The 25,955-nt window shown below is 59.4% G+C and carries 23 protein-coding genes and 1 tRNA gene; 7 read left to right on the top strand and 17 right to left on the bottom strand.

Annotated features, from left to right (window positions below; translation table 11 throughout):
* Positions 1-22 precede the first annotated feature (22 nt).
* The 4 genes from ACJSDX_RS03080 to argS all read right to left on the bottom strand — a co-directional run bounded on the left by ACJSDX_RS03080 (position 23) and on the right by argS (position 3,949).
* A complete protein-coding gene (locus ACJSDX_RS03080) occupies positions 23-817 on the bottom strand; it encodes an SDR family oxidoreductase (RefSeq protein ID WP_407993439.1) in 795 nt (264 codons plus the stop codon).
* 16 nt (positions 818-833) lie between these two features.
* Complete coding sequence (locus ACJSDX_RS03075) at positions 834-1,469, bottom strand: thiol:disulfide interchange protein DsbA/DsbL (protein ID WP_407993438.1); 636 nt, start codon at positions 1,467-1,469, stop codon at positions 834-836.
* A 75-nt stretch (positions 1,470-1,544) separates the two neighbouring features.
* Positions 1,545-2,156, bottom strand: coding sequence for an SPOR domain-containing protein (locus ACJSDX_RS03070; protein WP_407993437.1), 612 nt, complete (start codon positions 2,154-2,156; stop codon positions 1,545-1,547).
* 134 nt (positions 2,157-2,290) lie between these two features.
* Positions 2,291-3,949, bottom strand: coding sequence for an arginine--tRNA ligase (gene argS / locus ACJSDX_RS03065; protein WP_407993436.1), 1,659 nt, complete (start codon positions 3,947-3,949; stop codon positions 2,291-2,293).
* Positions 3,950-4,055: 106 nt separating this feature from the next.
* On the opposite strand from argS, the gene ACJSDX_RS03060 reads away from it, so the two are divergent.
* Complete coding sequence (locus tag ACJSDX_RS03060) at positions 4,056-6,266, top strand: primosomal protein N' (protein ID WP_407993435.1); 2,211 nt, start codon at positions 4,056-4,058, stop codon at positions 6,264-6,266.
* A gap of 62 nt (positions 6,267-6,328) precedes the next feature.
* Positions 6,329-7,168, top strand: a complete 840-nt coding sequence (locus ACJSDX_RS03055) for a hypothetical protein (protein WP_407993434.1) — start codon at positions 6,329-6,331, stop codon at positions 7,166-7,168.
* Here the strand turns inward: ACJSDX_RS03055 and ACJSDX_RS03050 are convergent.
* Positions 7,165-7,455: a DUF5666 domain-containing protein gene (locus ACJSDX_RS03050; protein ID WP_407993433.1), complete on the bottom strand. Its 291-nt coding sequence runs from the start codon at positions 7,453-7,455 to the stop codon at positions 7,165-7,167. The two genes, ACJSDX_RS03055 and ACJSDX_RS03050, sit on opposite strands and share 4 nt — an antisense overlap.
* A 288-nt stretch (positions 7,456-7,743) precedes the next feature.
* On the opposite strand from ACJSDX_RS03050, the gene ACJSDX_RS03045 reads away from it, so the two are divergent.
* Complete coding sequence (locus ACJSDX_RS03045) at positions 7,744-8,532, top strand: SDR family NAD(P)-dependent oxidoreductase (RefSeq protein ID WP_407993432.1); 789 nt, start codon at positions 7,744-7,746, stop codon at positions 8,530-8,532.
* A gap of 67 nt (positions 8,533-8,599) precedes the next feature.
* On the opposite strand, the gene ACJSDX_RS03040 is transcribed toward ACJSDX_RS03045, so the two are convergent.
* The 7 genes from ACJSDX_RS03040 to thiD form a co-directional block, all read right to left on the bottom strand.
* Entirely contained in the window at positions 8,600-8,854 is a 255-nt protein-coding gene (locus tag ACJSDX_RS03040) for a hypothetical protein (RefSeq protein ID WP_309565923.1), read from the bottom strand.
* Positions 8,855-8,872: 18 nt separating this feature from the next.
* Positions 8,873-9,349, bottom strand: coding sequence for a peptidoglycan-binding protein LysM (gene lysM / locus ACJSDX_RS03035; RefSeq protein ID WP_309565922.1), 477 nt, complete (start codon positions 9,347-9,349; stop codon positions 8,873-8,875).
* Positions 9,350-9,484: 135 nt separating this feature from the next.
* The gene (gene hemE / locus ACJSDX_RS03030) at positions 9,485-10,549 is read right to left on the bottom strand and encodes a uroporphyrinogen decarboxylase (protein ID WP_407993431.1); all 1,065 of its coding nucleotides are present in this window, start codon (positions 10,547-10,549) and stop codon (positions 9,485-9,487) included.
* A 58-nt stretch (positions 10,550-10,607) separates the two neighbouring features.
* A complete protein-coding gene (locus tag ACJSDX_RS03025; protein WP_407993430.1) occupies positions 10,608-11,171 on the bottom strand; it encodes an ATP-binding protein in 564 nt (187 codons plus the stop codon).
* The gene (gene hemL, locus ACJSDX_RS03020) at positions 11,168-12,454 is read right to left on the bottom strand and encodes a glutamate-1-semialdehyde 2,1-aminomutase (protein ID WP_407993429.1); all 1,287 of its coding nucleotides are present in this window, start codon (positions 12,452-12,454) and stop codon (positions 11,168-11,170) included. Before hemL ends, ACJSDX_RS03025 begins: the two co-directional genes overlap by 4 nt.
* Before the next feature lie 9 nt (positions 12,455-12,463).
* On the bottom strand, positions 12,464-13,093 hold the full coding sequence (thiE, locus tag ACJSDX_RS03015) for a thiamine phosphate synthase (RefSeq protein ID WP_407993428.1): 630 nt from the start codon (positions 13,091-13,093) through the stop codon (positions 12,464-12,466).
* Entirely contained in the window at positions 13,080-13,919 is an 840-nt protein-coding gene (thiD, locus tag ACJSDX_RS03010; RefSeq protein ID WP_407993427.1) for a bifunctional hydroxymethylpyrimidine kinase/phosphomethylpyrimidine kinase, read from the bottom strand. Before thiD ends, thiE begins: the two co-directional genes overlap by 14 nt.
* A gap of 399 nt (positions 13,920-14,318) precedes the next feature.
* On the opposite strand from thiD, the gene ACJSDX_RS03005 reads away from it, so the two are divergent.
* The 3 genes from ACJSDX_RS03005 (at position 14,319) to ACJSDX_RS02995 (ending at position 18,319) form a co-directional block, all read left to right on the top strand.
* The gene (locus ACJSDX_RS03005) at positions 14,319-17,009 is read left to right on the top strand and encodes a cation-transporting P-type ATPase (protein ID WP_407993426.1); all 2,691 of its coding nucleotides are present in this window, start codon (positions 14,319-14,321) and stop codon (positions 17,007-17,009) included.
* Positions 17,010-17,023: 14 nt separating this feature from the next.
* Entirely contained in the window at positions 17,024-17,890 is an 867-nt protein-coding gene (locus ACJSDX_RS03000; RefSeq protein ID WP_407993425.1) for a universal stress protein, read from the top strand.
* A gap of 177 nt (positions 17,891-18,067) precedes the next feature.
* Positions 18,068-18,319 (top strand): DUF2171 domain-containing protein, encoded by a 252-nt coding sequence (locus tag ACJSDX_RS02995; RefSeq protein WP_407993424.1) that lies wholly within the window; start codon positions 18,068-18,070, stop codon positions 18,317-18,319.
* 30 nt (positions 18,320-18,349) lie between these two features.
* Here ACJSDX_RS02995 and ACJSDX_RS02990 read toward each other — a convergent pair whose 3' ends face one another.
* On the bottom strand, positions 18,350-19,669 hold the full coding sequence (locus tag ACJSDX_RS02990; protein WP_407993423.1) for an OmpP1/FadL family transporter: 1,320 nt from the start codon (positions 19,667-19,669) through the stop codon (positions 18,350-18,352).
* 134 nt (positions 19,670-19,803) lie between these two features.
* On the opposite strand from ACJSDX_RS02990, the gene ACJSDX_RS02985 reads away from it, so the two are divergent.
* Positions 19,804-20,694, top strand: a complete 891-nt coding sequence (locus ACJSDX_RS02985; protein ID WP_407993422.1) for a crotonase/enoyl-CoA hydratase family protein — start codon at positions 19,804-19,806, stop codon at positions 20,692-20,694.
* Positions 20,695-20,697: 3 nt separating this feature from the next.
* Here ACJSDX_RS02985 and ACJSDX_RS02980 read toward each other — a convergent pair whose 3' ends face one another.
* The 4 genes from ACJSDX_RS02980 to ACJSDX_RS02965 form a co-directional block, all read right to left on the bottom strand.
* Positions 20,698-22,836, bottom strand: a complete 2,139-nt coding sequence (locus tag ACJSDX_RS02980) for an ATP-binding protein (RefSeq protein ID WP_407993421.1) — start codon at positions 22,834-22,836, stop codon at positions 20,698-20,700.
* A 150-nt stretch (positions 22,837-22,986) separates the two neighbouring features.
* Entirely contained in the window at positions 22,987-24,048 is a 1,062-nt protein-coding gene (locus tag ACJSDX_RS02975; protein WP_407993420.1) for an HD domain-containing phosphohydrolase, read from the bottom strand.
* 404 nt (positions 24,049-24,452) lie between these two features.
* A complete protein-coding gene (locus ACJSDX_RS02970) occupies positions 24,453-25,634 on the bottom strand; it encodes an MFS transporter (RefSeq protein ID WP_407993419.1) in 1,182 nt (393 codons plus the stop codon).
* 231 nt (positions 25,635-25,865) lie between these two features.
* Positions 25,866-25,939: transfer RNA gene (locus tag ACJSDX_RS02965), tRNA-Gly, on the bottom strand.
* Between the last annotated feature and the right edge of the window lie 16 nt (positions 25,940-25,955).

Below are 25,955 nucleotides of genomic sequence, written 5' to 3'. Positions count from 1 at the left end.
TGATGGGGGCATGTGATGCAGTTCATATTCCAATGCGCGGTTTGTGCGGCGCGTTTTTGGTCAACCTATCCCATAACCATCGCGGGATGATGCGCAGGATGCGCGCTACCCAGCCCATTTGCCAGGGGATGACGACAAACCGCTTGCGCCGGGCGATGGCGTGGGCAAACTTTGCCGCGGCGATATCGACGTCCATGAGGAACGGCATGCTGTAGCCATTCACATCGGTCATTGGCGTACGGATGTAGCCTGGGGCAATGGTGGTGACGGCGATACCGTGGTGCTGCATCTCGGTACGCAGGCTTTCGAGGTAGGTGATCGCGGCGGATTTCGAGGCGCTGTAAGCGCCAGCCCCCGGCAGGCCGCGTATGCCCGCGACGCTGGCGATGCCGACCAGCTGGCCTTGCAGTCTGGATGCCCGCATGGCGGCAATAAATGGTTGGAAGGTATGCACCATGCCGAAGACGTTGATCTCGAACACGGTATGGAACGCTGCGGTATCTTCGGCCTCGGCGGTCAGGGTGCCGCAACTGACGCCTGCATTGGCGATGACGATATGCGGCACGCCCGCGGCCTGGATGAACGCCCGGGCAGCACCCTGCATGGCGTGGGCGTCACGCACATCTACTTGGTAGGGCAGGCATTGAGCGGCAGGAAATTCTGCGGCGAGTGATTCCAGCAGGGTCGATCTGCGGGCAGTGACGCCGACGATGGCGCCCTGCCTGAGGTAATGCCGTGCAAGCGCCAGGCCGATACCGCTGGAGGCACCGGTAATAAAAACCCGCTGGCCGGCAGCGGGTGTGGATGTGTGCAGCATCGCGACAGGCGGAAGATTACTTGGCGCCGCCGCTCTTTTCCTTGCGCACGTTCTCGATGAGGTAGTCGGCTACCTTGAGCACGTTCTGGTTGCCACCCGCCATGGAGCTGGAGGTGATGTAGCGGCCGTCAATGATGATGGCAGGCACGCCGGTGGCGCCGGAATCGCGGAAGGTGTTCATCGCGCGTACGACATTGTTGTTGGTGGAGAATGAGTTGAATGCTTCTTCCACTTTTTTGCGGTCCTGTCCGCCTTGCTTGGTGATCCAGTCGATCAGTTGCGCTTCCACGGTCGGGTTCACAGTGCGAGCCTTGTGGATGGTGTCGAACAGCTGGTTGTGCAGTTTCTCGGTCAGGTTGAGGGCTTCCAGCGCATAAAACGCCTTGCCAGCAGGCGCCCAGTCTGGACGAGGGACGCCGGGAACGCGCTTGAAGTAGACATCCTGCGGCAGCTTCTTCACCCAGGTCGCCAGGCTTGGTTCCAGGTGGTAGCAATGCGGGCAACCGTACCAGAAAATTTCCAGCACTTCGATCTTGGCCGGGTTGTCGGTCTTGATGGTCTTGGCTGTCTGGTTGAATTCGTTACCCAGTTGCGGATCCGCCATGGCCGTTGCAGATACCAACAGCATCAAGGCAGCGAGAAGCTTTTTCATATCATGTCCTTACGATCGAGTTTAAGTGGTTAACGTTGTGCAAATTGTTCTGGATGACCTTGGCTAATTGTCCGCTTATTGTCCAGGACTATTCACTTTGATCAGATCCGCCTTGAAGCCGTTTTGCGCAAGATCAGACTTGGCGCTATTGATTTGGTTCAGGTCGGCGAACGGGCCTACGCGCACGCGATGCCACACGCCCTTGCCGGGAATCGTGGCCGTCTGCACGATGGCTTCTTGCCCCAGCAAGGCCAGCTTGGCCTTCATGTTGTCGGCCTCTTGCTCGGTCTGGAACGCCCCGACCTGCAGGAAATAGCTTTCCTGCGTTTGCGCGGGGGCCGGGTCGGCCTCCTTCTGCTTGATTTCCTGCTCCGTTACCTGGCTTTCGGTGCCAGGCAGGATGGTGTAGAAATCGAAACGCGGCTTTTCGCTGGCGGATTGTCCATTGCCGGCTTCATTGGCTGGCTTGCTTTCCGGCTTGGGCAATGCGATTTCGCCAGGTTCCAGCTTGGGCTTGCCTGCCTTGTCCGAGAACGGGCTGTCGCTCTTCATGACGACGATGGCGACGCCGACGGAAATGCCGACACCCAATAGCAGGCCGACCAGCAAGCCGGTGAAAAACGGGCTGCCTTTGCTGTTGCCGCCGGAGCTCGATTTGCGCTGTGCTGGCTTGTAATCTCGACTCACGATAATTCCTCTTCCTCTTTCATTCACGTCCTGGCAGGCCTTGCATGGAGGCCTGCCTAGCGACTTGACTCAGGTTGCGATGGTTCCCCGTCAACAATCAATTCTTAAGCAATGCTTGAAGTTTACATGTTCGATTACATTTTTTCTGGCGCGCTCACGCCGAGCAGTTCCAGGCCGTTGCGCAGCACCTGGCGCGTAGCGCTGACCAGTGCCATGCGCGCTGCAGTGATATCGGCGTTTTCCACCAGGAATTTATGCGCGTTGTAATAACTGTGCAGGTCGCCGGCAAGATCCTTGAGATAGGTTGCCACCATGTGCGGCGCCAGTTCCTGCGCGGCATTGGCAACCAGCTCGGGAAACTCGCCCAGGCGCTGCATCAGCACGGCTTCGTGCTCGGTATCCAGCGGGCTGAGGTCGGCCTGGGCCAGGCTGGCGATGTCGCCGCCCCATTCGTTCAATACGCTGCAGATGCGCGCATGGGCATACTGGATGTAATAGACCGGGTTGTCGTTGCTCTGGGCGCGGGCGAGGTCGATGTCGAACACCAGTTGCGAATCGGCGCGGCGCGCGGCCAGGAAGTAGCGCGTGGCATCGCAGCCGACTTCCTCGATCAGGTCGCGCAGCGTGACGTAGCTGCCGGCACGCTTGGAAATTTTCACCTCCTCGCCGCCGCGCATCACGGTGACCATCTGGTGCAGCACGTATTCCGGCCAGCCCTTGGGGATGCCGACATCAAGCGCCTGCAAGCCGGCGCGCACGCGGGTGATGGTGCTGTGGTGGTCGGCGCCTTGCTCGTTGATCACGCGCTCAAAGCCGCGCTGCCATTTGTCGAGGTGGTAGGCCACGTCGGGGACGAAGTAAGTATAGCCGCCCTCGCGCTTGCGCATGACGCGATCCTTGTCGTCGCCGAAATCGGTAGTGCGCAGCCAGAGGGCGTCGTCCTGCTCGTAGGTGTGGCCGCTCTTGACGAGGTTGCCGACAGTGCTTTCCACCTTGCCGTCGCGATAGAGCGCGGATTCGAGCGAGAACACGTCGAAATTGATCTTGAACGCCTTGAGGTCGAGATCCTGCTCGTGGCGCAGGTAGGCCACGGCAAACTGGCGGATCGCCTCGGCGTCCTCGGCGTCGCCCTTGCCCGTGACGGCCTGGTCGTCGGCGGTGACGGTTTCCTTCGCCATGTAGGCGGCCGCGACATCGGCGATGTAGTCGCCGCGGTAGCCGTCTTCCGGCCAGGCGGCATCGTCAGGCGTGATGCCTTTGCAGCGCGATTGCACGGAGATGGTGAGGTTGTCGATCTGCGCGCCGGCATCGTTGTAATAGAACTCGCGCGTGACCGCCCAGCCGTTGGCGGCGAGCAGGCGTGCGAGACAGTCGCCGACTGCCGCGCCGCGCCCATGGCCGACATGCAGCGGCCCGGTCGGGTTGGCGGAAACGAACTCCACTTGCACCTTGCGCGCCTGACCTGCGTCGTTGCGGCCGTATTGCGCGCCCTGGCGCTGGATTTCGCGCACCACCGCCTGCTTGGCAGCCGGGCTCAGGTAGAAATTGATGAAGCCCGCGCCTGCGATCTCGACCTTGGCGACGTATTCGGAAGCAGGCAATGCCTTGATCAGGGATTCGGCAATCGCGCGCGGATTCTGGCGCAACGGCTTGGCCAGGGTCATGGCGAGGTTGGTGGAAAAGTCCCCATGCTGCGTGTTCTTGGGACGCTCAAGCTGGATGGCGCTGGTGCCCGCGTCGGCAGCTAGGCTGTTTGCGGCGACCTGCAGTAATTCGGTAAGATGTGCTTTCAAGGCGAGCGACGAACGTGAATAAAAGCATTATTTTAACCTACTGCAAGCTTGCACTGATATGCAATTGTCGAACTTCGTCATGCGGACGGCAGATGATGGAGACGGCATGAGCCAGCATTCTTCCGATATGCATATCCTCAAAGTCGCGCTGGATGTCCCGCTGGACGGCGTGTTCGATTACCGTAGCGATGTGCCCGTGCAGGTTGGGCAGCGCGTCGTCGTGCCATTCGGCCCGCGCAAGCAGGTGGGCGTGGTGGTCGATATTGCCTCCGCCAGCGATATCGCCCCGGCCAAGCTCAAGTCCATCATCCGGCATTTCGACCACGAGCCCGTGCTCGACAGCGAATTCTTCTCGCTGCTGAAGTTCTGCGCCGATTACTACCAATACCCTTACGGACAGGCCTTGCTCTCGGCACTGCCCGCGCGCCTGCGGCAGACCGAGCCGGCGCAGGCGAGGCAGCAGTTCCGCTATTGGCTCAACGCGGCCGGTCAGGCCGCCGACGTAGCGTCCATCCCGGCCCGCCAAACGGTCCAGCGCCGTATTTTCACAGCATTGCGCGAGCATGGCCGCCTGAACGAGGCGGAGCTGGCGGCACTCAGCCCGGGTTGGCGCAAGGGGCTGACGGCCCTGCGCGAACAGGGCTGGATAGAGGAAGAGCAAGTCTATGCAGGCTTGAGTTCGACATTGCACGCTTCCAACGTGCAGCCCGAACTGAACGACGAACAATCCCATGCCGTGCACAGCATCCTGCAGCAGCGGGACACGTTCAAGCCATGGCTGCTGCACGGTATCACCGGCAGCGGCAAGACCGAGGTCTACATCCGCCTCCTGCAGGCGGTGCTGGAGGGCAATCACGACCAGGCGCTGGTGCTGGTGCCGGAAATCAACCTCACGCCACAGCTGGAGGCGCGGTTCCGCACCCGGTTGCCGCAATATCCGTTGGTCACGCTGCACAGCAATCTCAGCGAAAGTGAGCGCTTGCAAAACTGGCGGCTGGCGCAAACAGGCGCCGCACGTATCGTGATCGGTACCCGCCTGTCGGTCTTTACTCCTCTACCCGGGCTCAAGTTCATGATCGTAGACGAGGAGCACGACACTTCCTACAAGCAGCAGGACAGCATGCGCTACCATGCCCGCGATGTGGCGCTGGTGCGCGCGCAACGCCGCAATATCCCCATCGTGCTGGGTTCGGCCACTCCGGCGCTGGAAACCTGGCATAACGCCCAAAGCGGGCGCTACGGCCTGCTCGGCATGCAGCAGCGGGCGGTGAGCCAGTCGCAGCTGCCGCGGGTGAATTGCGTGGACGTTTCCCGCGTGCAGATGCAGGAAGGCTTGTCGCCGCAGCTGATAAAAGCATTGAAAGCCCGCCTGGAGCGCGGCGAGCAGAGCCTGCTCTTCATCAACCGCCGCGGTTATGCGCCCGTGCTGCTGTGCAACGCCTGCCATTGGATCGCGCCCTGCATGCGCTGCAGCAGCAGGCTGGTGGTTCACCTGCGCCAGGGTTTCCTGCGTTGCCATCATTGCGGCCACGAACAAAAAATCGTGCGGCAATGCCCGAGTTGCGGCAATGCCGACTTGCACCCCACCGGGAACGGCACGCAGCGGCTGGAGGAAACCCTGGCCAAGCTGCTGCCCGATGCGCGCGTATTGCGGGTGGACCGCGACAGTACAAGGCGCAAAAATGCCTTGAGTGAGATGCTGTCCGCAGTGCATGCGGGAGAAGTGGATATCCTGGTGGGGACGCAAATGCTGGCGAAAGGCCATGATTTCCCCAACCTGACGCTGGTGGGCGTGCTCGATACCGACAGCGCCCTGTTCAGCCCGGATTTCCGCGCCGCCGAGCGCCTGTTCGCCCAGCTCATGCAGGTCGCAGGGCGTGCGGGCCGGGCGGATAAGCCGGGCGAGGTTTTGATCCAGACCACCTTCCCGGAGCACCAATTGTTCAATGCCTTGCGCGCTCAGGATTACGCAGCTTATGCCGCCGGCCTGTTGCAGGAGCGCGAAGTCGCCCAGTTCCCGCCCTACGAGTTCCTGGCCTTGATCAAGGCTGAGGCCAACGAATACGGCCCTGTGCAACGCTTCCTGCAATATGCTGCCGATGCCGCACGCGAGCTGGGCACCGACGCGCTGGTGTACGACCCGGTTAGGCCGCAGATGGAGCGCCTGAAAGGCATGGAGCGCGGGCAGTTGCTGTTCCAGGCGGCAACCAGGCAGGCCCTGCAATTGGTCCTGAGACAGCTCACACCGCAATTGCGCGCGCATCCGCTCGGCAACAAGATACGCTGGGCGGTGGACGTGGACCCGCAGGAGTTCTAGCCCGTGTCCAGCAAGCGCATAGCCCTTGGTACGCCGATTTTGCCACCGCCAGGAACGCGGCGTTGGAATTATCCAGCGCTGATTGGGACGCGGACGAGTGGATTGTCTCCGGCGGCGATGCATTGACCGCATTGCGGTATTGCAACGAGGAGATGATCGGTATATTGCGCCGTGACGATGAGGCCGAGGTGGACGGGGAGCTACAGGTTTCCAGCAGATGGATATCCCGCATCCTGCCGCGCCACGTGCGCTATGTTGGGCGTATTCATGAGCAGCCCGTCTGTCCCGGTATGCCGAGACGGCAACTGGCTCTGGTCGTCGGACATGACGGCTATTTGGAGCAGCACAAGGCGACCAAGCAAGGGCGCAACGAGGCTTTGCTGCGGTTGGAACTGGCATCGAACCCGGAGGATGCCTACCTCAATTACCAGCTAGGCAAGGAGCTGGAAATCTATGCGCGTTTTGCCGAGGCGGTGCCGTTTTACGAGAAGGCGTTGCTGCATACCGGCGCCAATGCCACCTGGCGGCACGACCTAGTGGTGCGCTGCCTGTTCAGCCTGAAGAAGGCAGGCCGTTTCAGTCAGTCTGTCGACCTGGCTGAGGCCGAGATGCCGCATTGGCAGCATTCGCCCGACTTTTTCTTTGCGCTCGGCGACGTCCTGCTGGACTGGGCAATTGCCGATCCTTCGCAAGCCGAGGCCCTGCTGCCAATGATTGCCTCAAGCTGGGAACGATGCCTGGAAATCGGCGACAACCCCGCCCTCAACAGCACAGTAGTCGGCAGGGGCAGCTTCCTGGCTGCCAAAAACCTGCACGCCTTCTACCTTAGCCTGGGACAGGCGGACCAGGATGAATACTTCGCCAACCTTAAACGCGAGCTGCTGCGGCAACGCCGTGTTTAGTTCTTGCCGCATTTTTCAGGCTTGACGGTTTCGATCTCGGATACCACGCCCTTGTCATGCTCTACCTCGACACAGGCGCCTACTACCAACGGGCCTTGATCGGGATCGATATCGGTCTTCTCGGTGACTTCCACCTGTTGCCCGCTGATCGTCCAGATACCCAGGTTGCCGGCTGGACGCGCGTCGATACGGCCGACGAATTCTTTATCCGCCATCGCGGGGGTGCTGACCAGCAAAGTACTGACAGTGAGTAGGGAAATAGCGCTGAATAGATTGGCGAGCTTCATATTGTTATCCTCTTGATGTTGAGCTTGGATGAAAGCAAGGTTAACCACTGGAATATGGCCGCCGTATCGGTATCAGGCTGATCTTGATGTAGGACTGCTTCTGAGAAGTTAGACACTGTCTAGCTGCAAATTGCAGGAGTTAGCAAACTGGCAGGTGCTTTGGCGTATGCCAGCCGGGTAATATTTGCACTGTGGAATAGTGCACTTATCACCTTCCATGCGAACTGCTTATCAAGTCCGTATATGGAGTGCATACTTGACCCCATTCATTGATCCATAGGAGCCATCATGCAACTCAACCTGGAAAATAAATTGGCGCTTGTGACCGCATCCTCCGCCGGGATCGGCCTGGAAATAGCGAAATCGCTGGCAAGGGAAGGGGCGCGGGTCATCATCAACGGGCGCAGCCAGGCCAGCGTGGACAAGGCGATCGACAAGGTCAGGCGGGATGTGCCACAAGCTGATTTGCTGGGGCTGGCGGCGGATAACGGCACGGTGGAAGGCACGCAGACGACGCTGGCGCAATTTCCGCAAGTCGATATCCTGGTGAACAACCTGGGCATCTACGAGGCGGTTGGCTTTTTCGACGAAACCGACGCTGCCTGGCAGCATTTGTTCGAAGTGAACATCATGAGCGGTGTCAGGCTGGCCAGGCACTACCTAGGCAAGATGCTGGAAAACAAGGCCGGGCGCATTGTGTTCATCTCGAGCGAGTCCGGCGTTACGCCTGCCCCTGAAATGGCGCATTACAGCGCTACCAAAACTATGCAACTCGGGATTTCGCGCTCCCTGGCGGAGTTGACCAAACAGACGGCGGTGACGGTGAATGCCGTACTGCCTGGCCCCACCCGCACTGAGGGCGTGGAGAAATTCATCCAGGATATTTATCCAGGCATCAGCCTGGAGGAAGCGGAAAAGAAATTCATCAGCGAGAACCGCCCCACTTCGTTGATCGGCAGGTTGATCGACCCGGCGGAAATCGGCGACATCGTGGCATTTGTCTGCAGCGAGCGTGCCGCCGTGATTAACGGCGCCACTATACGTGCAGAGGGCGGATTAATCCGCTCCGCTTTTTGATTAGGCAGGTGCCAGGTGAGAAATCTGTAGGAAGATACCCGGGCGCAGGCCCGGGTATTGATGGGAGTTAGTGCTCGGCGGAATGTTCTTCCTGATGCTCGGCAGCGGCTTCGCGCGCCTTCTCGATAGCGTCTTCAGCAGCGTCCTTTGCGTCGTCGACCGCTTCCTCGGCCCTGTCGGCAGCGTGTTCCGCATGCTCCTGGGCTTGCTCTACGGCTTCCGCTGCGGCAGCTTCAACATTCTCTTCTTCCTTGTTGCTGCAACCTCCCAGCGCCAGGCTGGCAAGGAAAATGGCAAGGACGGACGTTGATAGTAATTTCATCTGAATCTCCTGTTGATGTTATTGGGGGATACGTAGGGTCTGGCCCGGATAGATTTTATCGGGATGGTTCAGCATGGGCTTGTTCGCCTCGAAAATCTTCATGTAGGCATTGGCGTTGCCGTAGTGCTCCTTGGCAATCTTGGACAAGGTATCGCCGCGTACCACGGTGTAGAACACGGGGGCGGTTTCTGCCGCAGTGACCTTGAGGTTGTCCACGACATCGCTGACGCCGTTGATGTTGCCGCAACAGAGCAGGATCTTTTCCTTGATCTCCTGGGTGGCCGCAGTGCCGCTGACCGTGACCTTGCCCGTGGCGCCGTCGAAATCCACCTGCAGGCCGTCTGCGTCAAGCTCCATTTTGTGGATGTAGTTGAGTATGGCCTTGCTGGCCTCGGCATTGGCGGAAGCTACCGGATTTTCGGTTTTTGACTCGACGGCGGGGTGGGTGCCAAACAGCTTTTCGCCGGCGTCCTTGATGAATGAAATCAAACCCATTTGCTTATCTCCTTGTTGTTATGAAGTCGTGACAAACGAAACGCGTTAATAGTTCATCTTACTCCCATATTGCGGGAGATGGCGGCCGCGAATGTCATTTTTTGTCAATCGCGGCCATGGGGTATTAATGGGCTCTTACAGGTGATATTTGCTGCTGATGGCATGCACTGCCTTGATCATGGCCCCTGCATTCTCGGGCGGGGTGAATTGCGTGATGCCGTGGCCGAGGTTGAAGACATGGCCGCTGCCTATGCCGTAATCGGCGAGGATGCGTGCGGCTTCCTTTTCCACGGCTGCAGGGGTGGAAAGCAGGATGGCGGGATCCATGTTGCCTTGCAGGGCGACTTTGCCGCCCACGCGCTTGCGCGCTTCGCCCAGGGAGACCGTCCAATCCAGCCCCAGTGCGTCCGCGCCGGTTTCCGCCTGGGATTCGAGCCAGAGTCCGCCGCCCTTAGTGAACACGATGCTGGGCACGGCGCGGCCTTCGTTTTCCTTGGTCAATCCGCTGACGATCTGCTTCATGTACTGCAGCGAGAACTCCTGGTAGGCATGGTGGGAAAGCGCCCCGCCCCACGAGTCGAATATCATCACGGCCTGCGCGCCGGCGGCAATCTGCGCATTGAGGTAGTCGGTGACGGCCTGGGCCGTTACCGACAGGATATGGTGCAGCAGGTCCGGCCGGGCGTAGGCCATCTGCTTGATGGTGAGGAAATCGGTGCCGCCGCGGCCTTCCACCATATAAGTCGCCAATGTCCATGGGCTACCGGAAAAGCCGATCAGGGGCACGCGGCCGTCAAGCGCGCGGCGGATCTGGCTCACGGCGTCGGTGACATAGCCAAGCTCGCTACCGATGTCCGGCACGGCAAGCTTGCGGATGTCGCTTTCCTCGCGCAATGTGCGCTCGAACTTGGGGCCTTCGCCTTCCTCGAAATACAGCCCCAAGCCCATCGCATCGGGAATGGTGAGGATATCCGAGAACAGGATGGCGGCATCGAGCGGGAAGCGGTCCAGCGGCTGCAGGGTGACTTCGGTCGCCAGGTCCGTGTTCTTGCACAGGTCCATGAAGCTGCCTGCTTTTTTGCGCGTTTCGCGGTACTCCGGCAGGTAACGCCCTGCCTGGCGCATCATCCAGACCGGGGTGTAAGGCGTACGCTGGCGTTGCAGTGCGCGGAGGAAAACATCATTTTTCAGTGAAGTCATTACGGCTGATCCTGTCAATCAAGGCTTTATTCTAACGGCATAAGCGAGGCAAGGGCTATTAATGGAGCTCATGCCCAGGCAAGGCGGAAACGACTTGTGCCGCCAGGCGGTCGGGATGGTCGGTGCCGTCCAGGCGCAGGACCGGCAATGACTGCTGTGCAAGCCAGTTTTCATGTCGCGCCAAATTCCGCCCGGTATGGCCGGGTCCGGGCGATTCGTACTGAGATGCCCATTCGGCAAACGCAAGGTGCGCCTCGTACATGTCGCCGCCCGGCGCTATCCGTTCTCCATAACGTTGTTTTTCACGCTTTCTTAGCCTGTCCATGCGCACCGCATGGGGCGTGACCACAAACACGATCAGGCTGGCATGCTCGATCAGGGCGTCGCCCCAGCCATCGAACGAGCCGGCCAGGATCCAGCCATCCTCGCCCAATGCGTCGCGGATCAGGCTGACGCGCTCTTGCGGAGGGCGCTTGAGCGAAAAAGGCGGGTCGGTGGGCAGCCAGTAGAACTGGTCCACATCGATATGCGGCAGCCTTAACTGCCGTGCAAGCGTAGCGCCCAGCGTCGTGACGCCGGCACATGACGCACCCGTGATATAGATGCGCGGCCGGTTGGTCATTGGGCGTTGATTTGGCTGAATACGCTTTCTGCCGCGGCAATGGTCTGGTTGATATCCGCCTCGCTGTGTGCGATCGAGACAAAACCGGCTTCGAAAGCGGATGGCGCCAGGTAAACGCCCTCTTCCAGCATGCCGTGGAAGAAGCGGTTGAATGCGTGTTTGTCCGCCTGCATCACCTCGGCGAAGCTGGCGGGGCATTCGGCGCTGAAATAGACGCCGAACATGCCGCCGACGCTTTGTGCACTGAACGTGACGCCGGCATCGCGTGCCGCCTGGGCCAGGCCGTCGGTGAGTTGGCGTGTTTTCGCGGAAAGCGCTTCATGAAAGCCGGGCCGCTGCAATTGCTTCAATGTCGCCAGGCCGGCGGCAACGGCGACCGGGTTGCCGGACAAGGTGCCGGCTTGGTACACCGGTCCCAGGGGCGCGAGGAAGGCCATGACGTCGGCACGGCCGCCGAAGGCGCCCACTGGCAGGCCGCCGCCGATCACCTTGCCGAGCGTGGTGAGGTCGGGCTTGATGCCGAACAATTGCTGTGCGCCGCCCAAGGCGACACGGAAACCGGTCATGACCTCGTCAAAAATCAACAGGGTGCCGGATTGGGTGCAGAGCGAGCGCAATGCGGCAAGAAATTCCGGCGTGGGGCGCACCAGGTTCATGTTGCCTGCCACCGGCTCGAGGATGACGCAGGCGATCTCCTTGCCTAGTTCCGCGAACCGTTGTTCTAGCGCCTGCACATCGTTGTAGGGCAAGGTCAAGGTATGGGCGGCGAGCTCGGGCGGCACGCCGGCAGAGCTGGGCTGGCCAAAAGTGAGCGCTCCCGAACCTGCCTTGACCAGCAGGGAGTCGGCATGGCCGTGGTAGCAGCCCTCGAACTTGAGTATCTTGCTGCGGCTGGTGAAGCCGCGCGCCAGTCGGATGGCGCTCATGGTGGCTTCCGTCCCCGAGCTGACCAGCCGCACTTGCTCCATGCTGGGGACGAGCTGCGTGATCAGTTGCGCCATTTCCAGTTCCAGCGCGGTCGGCGCGCCGAAGGACAGGCTGTTGGCGGCGGCGGCCTGCACGGCGGCAACCACGTCGGGCTGCGCATGGCCGAGGATCATCGGCCCCCAGGAGCCAACGTAGTCGATGTATTCCTTGCCGTCTTCGTCCCATAGCCGCGAGCCAAGGCCGCGCTTGAAGAACACCGGCGTGCCGCCTACCGAGCCGAAAGCGCGCACCGGCGAGTTCACGCCGCCCGGGATCAGGGTTTGGGATTGTTCGAATAATTGCTGGTTTCTGCTCATGGCCTGGCTCTAACTGAAAAGTTGGTTGAATTGACTGGCTTGTGCCTGGATGTCGGGAGTGTTCCACAATGCCCCGATCACGGCGACGGCATCGGCGCCCGCGCTGATGATGCTGGCGGCATTCTCCAGATTGATCCCCCCTATGGCAACGACTGGCAGCCCGAGTTCATGCGCCCTGGCGAACAGGGCGATGTCGGCACGTGGCGCGTTTGGCTTGGTGGAGGAAGGAAAACATGCGCCGAAGGCGACGTAATCCGCGCCCAGGCCGGCGGCCTGCCGGGCGAGGGCGAGGTTGTTGTAGCAGGAGGCGCCGATGATCTTGTGTTGGCCCAATGCCGCCCGTGCGGCGGCAATATCGCCGTCGTCTATGCCCAGGTGCACGCCGTCCGCATCCAGCCCGGCGGCAAGCTGGACGTCATCGTTGATGATCAGAGGCACCTGGAAACGGCGGCACAAGGCCAGGAGCGCGCTGGCCTGGACGTAGGCCTGTTCGCCCGAAACTCGCTTGTTGCGGTATTGCAGCACCCCGGCGCCCCCGGCGAGGGCAGCCTCGCTGATGGTCAGCAGCCTGGGCGTGTCGGTTTCATCCGGGGTGATGGCATACAGTCCGTGGATTGCCGGGAGCTTATTCCGCGTCATCAGACTCTTCGCGCGCCCAGAACAAGCGGTCGGGGATATATTGCCCCATGCCGGGACGGAAGGCGTGGCGCAGCGAGTGCCAGGTATATTCCTGCGCTTCCGCGATGGCTTCCTCCATGCCCAGCCCATGCGCCAGGCAGGCCGCGATCGCCGAGGCCAGCGTGCAGCCGGAGCCGTGATAACTGCCCGGCAGGCGCTCGCAAGGATAGGAGCGCAACAGCTTCTGCGAGCCGTAAAGATTGTTGACGACTTGCGGCGAGCGCTCATGCGTGCCGGTAATCAAGACATATTCAGGCCCGAGCGCCAGCAGGCGTTCCGCCACCTCTTCGATAGAGGCGTGCTCGCTTTCGTCGGTATAGTCGCCGGTGAATGCCAGCCGCCGTGCTTCCAGGCTGTTCGGCGTGATCAGCGTCGCCTGCGGGAACAGCAAGTCTATCATTGCTTCCTGCATTGCCTCGTTGGCCAGCTCGTCGCCACGGCCCGAAGACAGGATCGGGTCTATCAGCAACGGCACATCGGGATAATCGGCGACGATCTCGGCAATCACGGCGATATTTTCCACGCTGCCGAGCATGCCGAGCTTGAAGGCCGATATCTGCATATCTTCCAGGATGGTACGCGCTTGTTCGTTGATGAGTTCCGCATCCAGGGGGACGACATTTTCCACTCCTACCGTATCCTGTACGGTGACCGCCGTGACGACAGACAAGGGGTGGCAGCCGATGCTGGCCAATGCCAAGAGATCTGCCTGCAGGCCTGCGCCGCTGCTCGGGTCGGTAGCGGCAAAGGTGAGTACGCTGGGAGGCATGAGGTTGATTGTTTCCATGGCGGATCCTGTCAGATGGATAAACTGGCTCGAATCAGGCAATGACTGGCCGGGCCGATGTTTGAGCCGCTGACAAAACCCTTCTGTCGTTGTTGCTCTGCCTTGCCGTACTCTTTGTACTGTCTGCGGCGGAGCGCCTAACCAGAATCACTTCGCTGGGTTTTGTTAGAGGCTCTTATTCAAGAGGTCTATTTTAGCCTAATCACTCCTGAAAGGAGAGGATTGGGTTGCGATGGGCAGATCCGGATGCCGGGTGACGCGCATCATTGTGGATTCAGGAGGAAATATGGCGAGTGTAATCGACATGCTTGATTAAGCCATATTTAAAAAATGGTTTTGCCTGATCGCGGCAAAGCCTTTTAGAATAAAAAGACACCGACCATTGAAAGGCCATTGCCCATGCCGCAATCCAGCCAGAATGATGCAGTTGCCGCACCGCCGTGGCATGCCCTCAAGTCGAGCGAAGTGCTTGAGCGCGTGCAGTCCAGCCCAGAGGGCCTGAGCAGCAGCGAGGCCGAAAAGCGGTTGCGGGAACATGGGCGCAACGAACTGCCCGCCCCGCGCCGGCAGCATCCCGTCATGCGCTTCCTGTCCCAGTTCAATAATGCCTTGATCTATTTCATGCTGTCCGCGGCGGTGATTGCATTCTTCCTTGAGCACGCCGTCGATTCGGCGGTGATACTCGCCGTGGTGCTGATCAACGCGATTGTCGGGTATATCCAGGAGGGCAAGGCCGAACAGGCGCTGGATGCCATACGCAACATGATGGTGCCGCATGTCACTGCATTGCGGGACGGACACCGCCAGCACCTGGACGTGGCCGACCTAGTGCCCGGGGACGTGATCGTGCTCGAGGCGGGAGACAGCGTGCCCGCGGACGCGCGTTTGCTCAAGGCGCGGCAGCTTTCCAGCGAGGAGGCCATCCTGACCGGCGAATCGGTCCCTAGCCAGAAGCAGGAGCAAGCCGTGGCAGAGGACGCCGACCTGGGCGACCGCCATTGCATGCTGTATTCCGGCACCATCGTGGCGGCGGGCCAGGGCCGTGCCGTGATTGTGGAAACGGGCAGCGCGACGGAAATCGGGCGCATCAGCAGCATGATTTCCAAGGTGGAAACCCTTGAGACTCCCCTCTTGCAGCAAATCAACCATTTCGGGCGCCTGTTCACCTGGTTCGCCCTCAGCCTGGCCGTGGCGTTGCTCGCGTTTGCCAAGCTGGTGCAAAACTACAGCTGGATCGACGGATTCATGGTGGTGGTGGCGATCTCGGTCGGGCTGGTGCCCGAAGGCCTGCCTGCCGTGATTACCATCACGCTGGCGATCGGCGTGCAGCGCATGGCGAGGCACAACGCCATTATCCGCCGCCTGCCCGCGGTGGAGACGTTGGGCGCCACCTCGGTGATCTGCTCCGACAAGACGGGCACCCTCACGCGCAACGAAATGACGGTCAGGCGCCTGGTGGCAGGCAAGGCGCATTATCTGGTCGAAGGCACGGGGTACGTGCCCGAGGGCAAGATCAAGCCGCAGGACGGTGCGTCAGACCATGAGTGGGAGGGCCTGGTGCGGGCAGGCCTGCTTTGCAACGATGCCAAGCTGGAGGAAGAGTCCGGGCAATGGCATGTCCTGGGCGACCCGATGGAAGGCGCGCTGGTGGCGCTGGCGATGAAGGCCGGCAAGGATGTCCAGCAGGAGCGCAACGCCTGGAAGCGGCTGGACGAGGTGCCTTTCGACAGCAAGCACAAGTTCATGGCGACGCTGCACCATCACGAGAAACACGGCACCTGGATGTTCATCAAGGGCGCGCCGGAAAGCGTGCTGGAAAGGTGCGGGCAGCCTGACCACGAGTACTGGGCGGAGCGCATCAGCGAGGCGGCACAGCATGGCGAGCGCGTACTGGGCTTTGCCGTCAAGCGTTGCGAGGACGGCAAGCAGCATCTCGAATTCAAGGACGTGGAGGGCAGCCTGGAACTGCTGGGCGTCATGGGCTTCATCGATCCGCCGCGAGAAGAGGTGCTCGATGCCATAGCCAGCTGCCGTTCCGCCGGTGTCAAGGTCAAGATGATTACGGGCGACCATGCCGCCACGGCGCAAGCGATCGCCAAGCAGTTGCACCTGGCGGATGAGCCGGGCGTCATGACCGGCGCCGAGCTCGACAAGGTGCCGGATGAGGAGTTGAGCGCCGTGCTGACGAAAACCAGCGTGTTTGCACGTACCACGCCCGAGCACAAGCTGCGCATCGTCAAGGCCTTGCAGCAACAGGGCGAGGTGGTCGCCATGACAGGAGACGGCGTCAACGATGCGCCCTCCCTCAAGCAGGCCGACGTGGGCATCGCCATGGGCAAGAAAGGCACGGAAGCGGCCAAGCAGGCCTCGGAAATGGTGCTGGCGGACGACAACTTCGCCACCATCGTCTCTGCGGTGCATGCCGGACGCACGGTCTACGACAACGTGCGCAAGGTGATCGCCTGGACACTGCCGACCAACGGCGGCGAGGCGCTGGCGGTGGTGGTGGCCCTGCTGCTGGGCATGTCCTTGCCCATGACGCCGGCACAGATTCTCTGGATCAACATGGTGCTGACGGTGACGCTGGGGCTGGTGCTGGCGTTCGAGCCTTCCGAGCCCGACGTCATGGAGCGTCCGCCGCGCCCGCGCAATGCCGCCCTGCTTTCCCCTTTCCTGCTCTGGCGCGTGGGTTTTGTCTCGGTCTTGTTCACCATGGGCGTTTTCATTATTTTCGAATATGCCATGCGGCGCGAACTTGGCGAGGAAGTGGCACGCACCATGGTGGTGAATACCCTGGTGGTGCTGGAAATCTTCTACTTGTTTAATGTGCGCTATCTCAATGCCCGGTCGTTCAGCTGGCGCGGGCTGGTCGGCACGCCGATACTGCTGATCGCGCTTGCGGTAGTGATCTTGGCGCAATTGGCCTTCACCTATGCCGCCCCCTTGCATGCCTTGTTCGCTAGCGCGCCGATTGACTGGAAAGACGGTCTCGTGATCATATTGATCGGTATTGTCTTCATGCTGGTGTTGGAATTCGAGAAAATGTTGATGCGAAAACGCGGCAAAACCAATGTGCTGGCAGAATCTTAAGGAAGGAAACCCTGGTGACGACAGAATTCAAGGCCAAACGGCCAAGCCAGTTGTTATTGGCTACCGATCTCGGCGCGCGTTGCGACCGTGCGCTGGACCGTGCGGTGCAGCTTTCGCGGGAATGGCATGCCCCGCTGACGGTGGTGCACGCCTTTGAGCAGATAGAACCGATCGCAGACGAGCCCGGCTGGCGCCAGCCGCAAGATGCCGCCTTGGCGATCCAGGCCGAGCTGGAGGATGAGCTGGATGAGACCGGCTTGCCCGGCATCACCGTCCGCGTGCTGAAGGGCAAACCGAGCGAGGTGGTATTGAATGTGGCCGAGGAGGTGCAGGCCGAGCTGATCCTCACCGGGGTCAAGCGCGACGGGGCCTTCGAGAAGGCGCTGCTTGGGGATACCGTGACGGAGCTGGCGCGCCATTCCAAGGTGCCGGTGCTGGTAGTGAAGAAACGCCTGCGCAAGCCTTACGGCAAGATCGTCGTGGCAACCGACCTTTCCGAGTTGTCCCGTGCGGCGCTTGCCCGCGCTGTGGACTTGTTCGGGCCGGAAAACCTGGTGGTGTTCCACGCCTCCTTCGCCCATTTCGCCAGCCGAATGGATGACCGGGTGGCGTATGAGAGCGAGCTACGCAGCGACGCCATCCAGAACTGCCGTGACTTTATCCGCGACGTGGCGGGCGACGCGGCTGCCGTCAGCATCGAAGTGGTGGTGGAATATGGCGAACCAGACCTGCTGCTGGAGAAATATGTGCAGGACAAAAAAGTGGACCTGGTTGTCGCTGCAACCCGCGGCCGCAGCGGCCTGCTGGGCGTATTGTTGGGCAGCGTCGCCATCCGCATACTGGATAGCGTCGCTTGCGATGTGCTGATTGTGCGGAGCTGAGCCGGTCATGATCCAGGGCTTGACCAGACGGATTGGGGTTGCTTGCTTTACCCAATGTTTTGTTAAGTTTTATTAGCCGCTGTTTAGGTAATTCTGACAGGGTTTTCAGAGCATTGCCTATCCAGCCAGACGTGGCGCACCCGTAAGCTGTAAGCTCATTTTGCAAGGAGCAATATCATGAGTCTTTCCCATGGAATCTTGCCCGGTATGCCGGTCATCTGTTCCCAGGGCGGCAAGTTCGCCACGGTGGACCATATGGAAGGCAGCAACCAGATCAAGCTGCAGAAGGATGAAAACGGCCAGCACCACTACATTCCGGTGAGCTGGGTGACTGCTACCGACAATGCCGAAGTCACGGTCGACCGCCCCGGCAAGCAGGCGATGCAGGACTGGTCCACTAGCCCATTGCCGGAGAAGCTTGATAGCTAGCAGAAATCTTCAGCTGTCATGGCCTGCTGATCAGAACGAGCGGCTCCACTGTGCGCTCAGTATGTCGACCCTGGAGGAGAATTCTCCTTGGATGTTGTGGCGCACAGCCCCCTCACTACTGTTGTCCATGCTGGAGTCCTTCATGCGCAGATAGGCGTAGCCGAGATCGATGGTATTGAAGGAGTCCAGCTTCCAGCTTGCGCCAACCGCGAACCACGTACGGTCGGCATCCGGGATGCGCGGGGTGCGGTGGCTGGAGTCGGGGACAGGCGTCTGATCATAGGCGATGCCTGCACGCAGGGTAAGCTGGTCGTTATAGCGGTAGTTACCGCCTAGCGAAATCCGGTAGCTGTCGTTCCACTTGGTGGTAGTGACATTGTCATCCAGCCCGCTGTCAAACTGGATGCGCAATTCTTTGAAGCGGCTCCAGTTGGTCCAGGTGACATCGGCCAGCAATTCCACTTTGTCGTTCAATTGTTGTGCCAGGCTGAACGAAACGGTTTCTGGCATGGAGAGGTTGGCAGTGATGTCAGAATTGCGCAACCTATTTGCCAACAGAGGGGAGGAAAGTCTAAAGTCTGCCTTCCCTTCCAAGGTGTGTTTAATATGCGAGCGGTAGCTGGCACCGAGCGTGGTTCCTTCCCATGGCTTATAAATTGCACCCAGGTTGAATCCCCAACTCAAGTCGTCCCCAGACATTTTGCTATAGCTGTCCGCAGTTACGAAGCCACTGGTGATGGTGCGTGCATCTATGGCGTTTGTAAGTTCAGCCTTGACATATTGCAGGCTGATGCCGCCGCCAATCGACCATTTCTCCGACGGTTTGAATGAAAGCGCCGGGTTGACATTGATAGTTATTACTTCAGATTTCAAGGCTTGGTAGCGGCCTTTCCAGCCGTTATCGTATTCCGAGGTCAGCCCATAAGGCACCGTAATCCCCAAACCAAACTTCAGGTCAGTGCTCAGGTCGCTGGCGAAATAGAAATTAGGTACCAGTTCCAAGGACGCGGCATCACCGCCATTGTTGCCGGAAATCGCCGTGCCAGTGTTTAGATTGCTGGCATTTGCATCACTCAGCTTCGCGCTGGGAAGAATGGCGCTGCCGCCCAACACGATCTGCCTGCCTGCAGGCAGCCATGAAAGGCTGGCCGGGTTGAAGAATTGGACGCTGGCGTCGTCTGCTCGGGCAGCCATGCCCGCATAGGCATTGCCGAACCCGGAAGCGCTTTGCTCAATCAGGGCAAAACCTGCCGCATGCGCCGTCATGTTCGCTCCACTGCTGATTCCCAAAATCGACAAAAAGCATAAGCGCTTGATCATTTTTTTATTTCCATCGGTGGTATTTGGCATCAAGAGTGGATATTAACGGCAAAGTTTAAAGAATGTTGAATTTCTAATAATCAATCAGGCATTTACCTTGCAATACAATTGTGCTACGTCTGTGCGTGTAGTGTGATTTTTTTAACCTTCATGGGGAGTTCTTTATGAATGCCGTTGTTGATTTCAATCCTTTAAACACTGTTCAATTTGAGCAAGTACGTGCCCACTATGAGCCCGAGTTCGGTATTACATGGCTATTTATGCAACCCAACCCGCGGCCGTGCTTCAACCGGATTTGCATGAGCGAGCTGCTGATGAACCAGACGCAGATCGAAGCATCGCATGCCAATCCGCTTCACCGTCCGCAGCAGGCTACAAACTACCTGGTGCTGGCGTCCGATGTGGAAGGCGTGTTCAACCTGGGCGGCGACCTGGCAACATTCAAGGAAGCCATCGAGAAGAAGGAAAGGAGCAAGCTGCTGGAATATGCCCATTTGTGCATAGACAACCTGTGGACCTTCTACAATATGCAGGCCCCGATCACCACGATTTCCCTGGTCAAGGGCCAGGCCATGGGAGGCGGATTCGAGGCTGCCTTGTCCGCGCATGTGCTGATCGCCGAGAAAGGCGCGCTCATGGGCTTGCCCGAGGTGTTGTTCAACCTGTTCCCCGGCATGGGGGCGATGAGCTTCCTGTCGCGCCGGATCGGATTGAGCGCCGCCGAGAAGATGATCCGCTCGGGCAAGGTGTACACTGCTGAAGAACTTTATGACATGGGCGTGGTGGACGTGCTGGCAGAAACCGGCCAGGGCGAGAAGGCGTTGCATGACTGGGTGCGCAAGACGCATAAGTCGCTGAACTCGTTCCAGGCGATCCAGAAGGCCAAGCAGCGCGTGAACCCGTTGACTAAGCAGGAGCTGCTCGACATCACGGAAATCTGGGTGGATGCGGCATTGCGGCTGACCGAGCGCAACCTCAAGGTGATGGAGCGCCTGGTGCGCGCCCAGAACACCAAGGTAGGAGATCAGGGAGAAGCCGTCAGGGCAGCAGGATGACAGCTAGCTCGAGGCAGCCTGCCGACTACTCAAGTAGTCGTTGATGGCTTGCGTGGCTGCCTCGAACTCTTTCTCGAGTTGATCCAGCATGATGGTGCCGCGGAAACGCAGCTCCTCAGGACTGGCTTTGTCCATCATATCCGCTTGTTTGCTCACGGTGACCGCACCGACGCTCAGGCTATTGCCCTTGAGCGCATGGCAAAATTCGTGCAGTTCGCCATAGCGCTTGGCGCCGAGATTCTGCTTGATGACTTTGACCAACGCTCCACAGTCGGTGACGTACTTGCTTAGGAGGCGGGGTACGAACATGCTGTCCTGCCCGCCCAGCAGTTCCAGTTCCGACAGCGTCGCAGGCGACAATACGTCGTTTGCCTTTGCCGCTTCCTGCGGCGGGGCCGCATTCTTTTTCGCATAAAACTGGGCCACCTGGCCCGAAACCGGCAGGCCGCCCTTGAGGCTGGCTATCGTGTCGAACAACAGCTTGGTTTCGATCGGCTTGGTCAGGTAGGCGTCGAAGCCCGCCACCTCGGCTGCAGATTTGGTTTCCACCGTCGCGTCGGCAGTGAACAGGATGAATTTGGTTTCCCTGTCGTCCGGTCGCAGGAAGCGATACAGCTTCAGCGCATCTATCCCGTTCATCCCGGCCATGTTGAGGTCGGACACCACGAGGTCGAATTGCTCGATTTCCAGCCTGTCCAGCAGCTCATCGGCATTGTCGACCACGGCGACGTTGTGGCCGGGCAATTGCAGCAGCTTGACGATGATGGTCTGGTTGGTGACATTGTCCTCGCAAACCAGGATCTTGAGCGGCTTGGTGTTGGTGGCAGATTGGGGATTGCTGTCGACCGCGGCAAGCGAAGCGGCTGGCGCAAGTGCGACGATTTCCAGCGTAAGGTCGAACCAGAAGCGGCTGCCGACATTGAGGCCGCTGTTCAGGTGCAGCTCGCTGCCCAATGCTTCGACCAGGCGCTTGGCGATGGTGAGGCCTAGGCCGCTGCCGCCAAATTTGCGTGTGGTGGAGATGTCCGCCTGGGTGAAGCTTTCAAAAATGCGTTCGCGCTGCTCGTCGGAAATGCCGATGCCGGTATCGATGACCTCGATGCGGTATATGCCCTGGTTGGCGGTCGACTCCAGTGTGTGCACGGCAAGCGTGACCGAGCCGCGCTCGGTGAACTTGACGGCGTTGCCTACCAGGTTGGCCAGGATCTGCTGCAGGATGTAGGGATCGCTTTTGACGCGTACCTCCTCGAGGTCGATGCTTTTTTCCAGGGTGATGCGCTTGTTGAGCGCCTGGCCCTTGAACACCTCGATGGTTTGCTCGGCCAGCTCGCGCAGGGAAAGCTCGGTTTTTTCCACTTGCAGCTTTTCCTGCTCGATCTTGGAAAAGTCCAGCACGTTGTTGAGCTGGGAGAGCAACAGCTTGGACGAGCTCTCGAGCGTGCGCAGCAGTTCGTCTTGCTCATGGTTGAGCTGCGTGTTGCGCAACAAGGTGCTGATGCCGATGATGCCGTTGAGCGGGGTACGGATTTCATGGCTCATGTTGGCGACGAAGCGGGTTTTTGCGTGGTTTGCGACCTCGGCCTTCTGCCTGGCCTCCTCGATGCGCGTGATCAGGGTGGCGACGTAGAGCGGCAACGCCACCAGCATGAGCAACAGGCTGTAGCTGATGGCCCTGTGTTCCAGCCAGAACGGGTTGACGTTGATGGTGTAGAGAAAGCCGATCAAGCTCAGCGCCTGGGAGTGCAGCAGGTATTTCTTGCCGAAGCGGAAGCCGTTGCCGAAAGTCACCCATAGGTATACCCCGACCAGGATGACCCCCAGTTCGCCGGTCATCGCCATGAACATGGTAGGCAGGCCGATATCGAGCCATGCGCCGGACAGCCTGCGCAAGGCGGCGTGGCTTGTCGTGAACAGGATCAGCCCGATCAATACGAAGGACAGCACCTGGAACACCACCGTCATCGGGATGGCGAGCGGGAAGGCATGGCTGATGGTATTGAGGCCGGTGACTTCGCGGTAGATCAGGAAAGACAGGAACGCCATGCACAGCCAGATGCGGATGATGGCCTGCTCAAGCTCCAGCGGGTCGCAATGCCTGCTCAGAGTCAGCCAGTACTGCCTGGCCCGCTTGAAGGGTTGCATCAATGACATAGGCTGGTCGAGTATTAAAAGTTGGAAAGCGCTGCAATCGAGATTGCAGCTTCTATTATTCCGGTGCGTGTATTAGGTTGCGCTTAGATAAAGTTATATTCAAGTCCCCTGAAGGGGAATTTGCAACTTTTAAACAGGCTCTTAGGAAGCATGACGCTTGTGAATTTCCTCGAACAGCATATGCACATCGGGTATGAGCTTGATCAATTCGGGGTCGAAATGCTTGCCGTTTTCCGCAATCAGGTATTCGATCGCCTTATCCACGCTCCATGGTTCTTTGTAGGGGCGGCGGCTGGTGAGTGCGTCGAATACGTCCGCTACCGCCACAATACGGGCCGATAGAGGAATTTCCTGGCCGGACATGCCATAGGGGTAGCCCGAGCCGTCAAACTTCTCGTGGTGCGCGAGCGCGATCTCGCTGCCTTTCTGCAGGTACTTGGACGGGCTGCCCTGCAGGATTTCATAGCCGATCAGCGGGTGCCGCTGCATGACCTTTTTCTCTTCCGGCGTGAACGGCCCTTGCTTGAGCAGCACGCTGTCGGGGATGCCGATCTTGCCGATGTCATGCAGCGGGGCGGCCAACTCGATCAGCTCTGCCTCGTCTTCAGGGAAGCCCAGCGCCTCTGCCAGCACGCGGCTGTAAAGCGACATGCGCAGCAGGTGCTGTGCGGTGTCGTAATCGCGGTATTCCCCGGCGCGGGCAAGGTGCATCAGGGTTTCCTTTTCCCGCATGAGGATGTTCTCGGTGGCCTCGCGCACCATGCTTTCCAGCAGCCGGCTTTTGTCTTCCAGGGTGAGCCGCTGCTGGCGCAAGGTGATCAGGTTCTTGCAGCGCGCCATGCATTCATGCATGTCCACCGGCTTGGTGAGGAAATCGGTGACGCCCGCATCCAGCGCGGCGTAACGGATCTCCACATCCTGCTTGATCGTGATCATGATGGTGGGCACGGTTTGATATTGGGGCAGGCGCGTGATTTCATTGATGAAGCACAGGCCGTTCATGCCCGGCATTTCATAATCGACCAGCAGCAGGTCTGCGGTGTTGTCTTGCGCCCAGAGCAATGCCTCGGTAGGCGAGGAAAACTCGAATGTTTTGATACCGCGCCCGAGGTTCCTGACAATTTTGGACAGGATAGAGCGGCTGACGGCCTGGTCATCAAGGATCAGCACCTTGGCGGTATCAACGAGGTTGAGGGTCTTCATAATTACCTATGTTCTTAGTCCAGGGGGGTACTAGGCACAGCCTCCACAATCGCTTCGAATGACGGACAATCGTTAATGCAGAGGATCAGTTGCATTATTATCATACAGCCAGATGCAAAAGATTGAAGCATTGATGACATTGATTCATATTCACCAAGATCAAATCCCAGCAAGCTATTGCAGGAAATTAGGCTTATTACCGTACTAAAATCATTGAGCAAAACTCGCCTGACATTGCGCTCTACCCTACCCCGCCCCTTGTACCGCCTGCGGCACGGCGTATGGCCAGAATCGCTTCACTGAATTCTGTCAGCCCTAAATAGCAGAATATCGGCAATCGCCAGCATTTCTGTAAAACTTGGTAAAACCTGAGTCCAATTAACACCCTCGCCGATATGCGGCCGTCAACTGCGCGGGGATACTGCACGCGCGAGGAAGAACGCCAGCCCCACAAAGAACAGTACCACCAATAAGGCATGGCGCAAGGAATAATGTTCCCCAATAAATCCCAGCAACGGCGGGCCTGCCAGGAAAGCGACATAACCAGCCGTCGCGACGATGCTGACGCGCGCGGTGGAATGGCCGCCGTCCCCGGTGTCGCCGGCCGCGGAAATGGTCAGCGGGAAACCAAGCGAAGTACCCAGGCCCCAGAACAGGACTGCCGCCGCGGCAACATAAGGATGATTGGCAAAAATGACCATGCCGATCCCGATGACGCCAAGCAGCGCGCTTGCTCGAACTACCGACACCCTGCTGTAGCGTTCGAGAAAGTAGTGGCCGCTGAAGCGGCCCAGCGCCATCATGCCGGCAAAGCCGGTATAGATCATGGAACCGATGGCGGCGCTGAAATGATGCTCATCCACCATGAGGATGGGAATCCAATCCGTCGCCGAGCCTTCTGCCAGCGCCATGCCCAGCACGATCAGGCTGATGCACATCAGTTGTAGGTCGCGCCATGGTTTGAACGGCTGGGCCGTCTCTTGCCTCAGTATGGATTGGCCGGATTTAGGCGACTCGATTCCTACCCCGGATGGAATAGCCCGCAATCCCCACAAGACAACCGGGACTCCCGCCAGCGCAGTGAGGGCAACATGCCATGTCACCGGGAACGCAATGCTGGCCAGGCCAATACCCACGATGCCTCCCAGGAAGGTGCCCAGGCTGAAACCGGCATGCAGCATGGCAAGCGCAGGCTTATGAGTGATGCGCTCGACTTCGGCGCCTTCGACATTGAGGGCGATCTCGCCCAGCCCGATGCCCAACCCGAACACCATGAGGCCCAGTGCGACCAATAGCGCCAGCGTCAATGCCAACCCCGCCGCCATGACGCCCAGGCCGACCAGCAGGGTCAGCATGCCTACGCGGATCACGGGCTTTGTGCCCCAGTGCTGTACCAGTTTACCCGAGCTCAAGATACCGGTCATGGCACCTACGGATATGCTGAATAGGATCAAGCCCATTTCTGCAATCGAGACCCCGAGCTGATCCCTGATGGCTGGAGTCCGCGTGACCCAGGAGGCAACGGCCAGCCCGGTCAGCAGGAAAAATGCGAATAATGCCTGGCGGCGGTGTATTGCGGTTTTCATGGATAAATACAGGCGTATAGGGCAATATCCGCTCGGTTGACAGCGACCAAGGTTAAAAAAACCAGGGCCTTGAAATCAGTTGGGCATCGTAACGTTGCCTTTGCCGCAGAAAATGTTATTGCCGTGAAATTTCTCGATGCTGCAATGGCCTGGCTAAGTGAATAACGACCAAGGGATTCATACTTCACCTCTTGCCGAAAGACTCCGGTCTACCGGGAAATTGCGAGGTATTGGAGCGGGCGACGGGAATCGAACCCGCGTATCAAGCTTGGGAAGCTGGCGTTCTACCATTGAACTACGCCCGCACAGGCGAGCAATTAT

The sequence above is a fragment of the Methylobacillus draconifructus genome (assembly GCF_045984355.1).
Classification (GTDB): Bacteria; Pseudomonadota; Gammaproteobacteria; order Burkholderiales; family Methylophilaceae; genus Methylobacillus; species Methylobacillus flagellatus_A.
This window is presented reverse-complemented; position numbering and strand designations above follow the sequence as displayed.

What these genes read in the sequence shown, in the direction of transcription:
- ACJSDX_RS03080 (WP_407993439.1), bottom strand. Translation starts at nt 817, where the DNA reads ATGCTGCACACATCCACACCCGCTGCCGGCCAGCGGGTTTTTATTACC.
- ACJSDX_RS03075 (WP_407993438.1), bottom strand. Translation starts at nt 1,469, where the DNA reads ATGAAAAAGCTTCTCGCTGCCTTGATGCTGTTGGTATCTGCAACGGCC.
- ACJSDX_RS03060 (WP_407993435.1), top strand. Translation starts at nt 4,056, where the DNA reads ATGAGCCAGCATTCTTCCGATATGCATATCCTCAAAGTCGCGCTGGAT.
- ACJSDX_RS03050 (WP_407993433.1), bottom strand. Translation starts at nt 7,455, where the DNA reads ATGAAGCTCGCCAATCTATTCAGCGCTATTTCCCTACTCACTGTCAGT.
- ACJSDX_RS03045 (WP_407993432.1), top strand. Translation starts at nt 7,744, where the DNA reads ATGCAACTCAACCTGGAAAATAAATTGGCGCTTGTGACCGCATCCTCC.
- ACJSDX_RS03040 (WP_309565923.1), bottom strand. Translation starts at nt 8,854, where the DNA reads ATGAAATTACTATCAACGTCCGTCCTTGCCATTTTCCTTGCCAGCCTG.
- lysM (WP_309565922.1), bottom strand. Translation starts at nt 9,349, where the DNA reads ATGGGTTTGATTTCATTCATCAAGGACGCCGGCGAAAAGCTGTTTGGC.
- hemE (WP_407993431.1), bottom strand. Translation starts at nt 10,549, where the DNA reads ATGACTTCACTGAAAAATGATGTTTTCCTCCGCGCACTGCAACGCCAG.
- ACJSDX_RS03025 (WP_407993430.1), bottom strand. Translation starts at nt 11,171, where the DNA reads ATGACCAACCGGCCGCGCATCTATATCACGGGTGCGTCATGTGCCGGC.
- hemL (WP_407993429.1), bottom strand. Translation starts at nt 12,454, where the DNA reads ATGAGCAGAAACCAGCAATTATTCGAACAATCCCAAACCCTGATCCCG.
- thiE (WP_407993428.1), bottom strand. Translation starts at nt 13,093, where the DNA reads ATGACGCGGAATAAGCTCCCGGCAATCCACGGACTGTATGCCATCACC.
- thiD (WP_407993427.1), bottom strand. Translation starts at nt 13,919, where the DNA reads ATGGAAACAATCAACCTCATGCCTCCCAGCGTACTCACCTTTGCCGCT.
- ACJSDX_RS03005 (WP_407993426.1), top strand. Translation starts at nt 14,319, where the DNA reads ATGCCGCAATCCAGCCAGAATGATGCAGTTGCCGCACCGCCGTGGCAT.
- ACJSDX_RS02995 (WP_407993424.1), top strand. Translation starts at nt 18,068, where the DNA reads ATGAGTCTTTCCCATGGAATCTTGCCCGGTATGCCGGTCATCTGTTCC.
- ACJSDX_RS02990 (WP_407993423.1), bottom strand. Translation starts at nt 19,669, where the DNA reads ATGCCAAATACCACCGATGGAAATAAAAAAATGATCAAGCGCTTATGC.
- ACJSDX_RS02985 (WP_407993422.1), top strand. Translation starts at nt 19,804, where the DNA reads ATGAATGCCGTTGTTGATTTCAATCCTTTAAACACTGTTCAATTTGAG.
- ACJSDX_RS02980 (WP_407993421.1), bottom strand. Translation starts at nt 22,836, where the DNA reads ATGCAACCCTTCAAGCGGGCCAGGCAGTACTGGCTGACTCTGAGCAGG.
- ACJSDX_RS02975 (WP_407993420.1), bottom strand. Translation starts at nt 24,048, where the DNA reads ATGAAGACCCTCAACCTCGTTGATACCGCCAAGGTGCTGATCCTTGAT.
- ACJSDX_RS02970 (WP_407993419.1), bottom strand. Translation starts at nt 25,634, where the DNA reads ATGAAAACCGCAATACACCGCCGCCAGGCATTATTCGCATTTTTCCTG.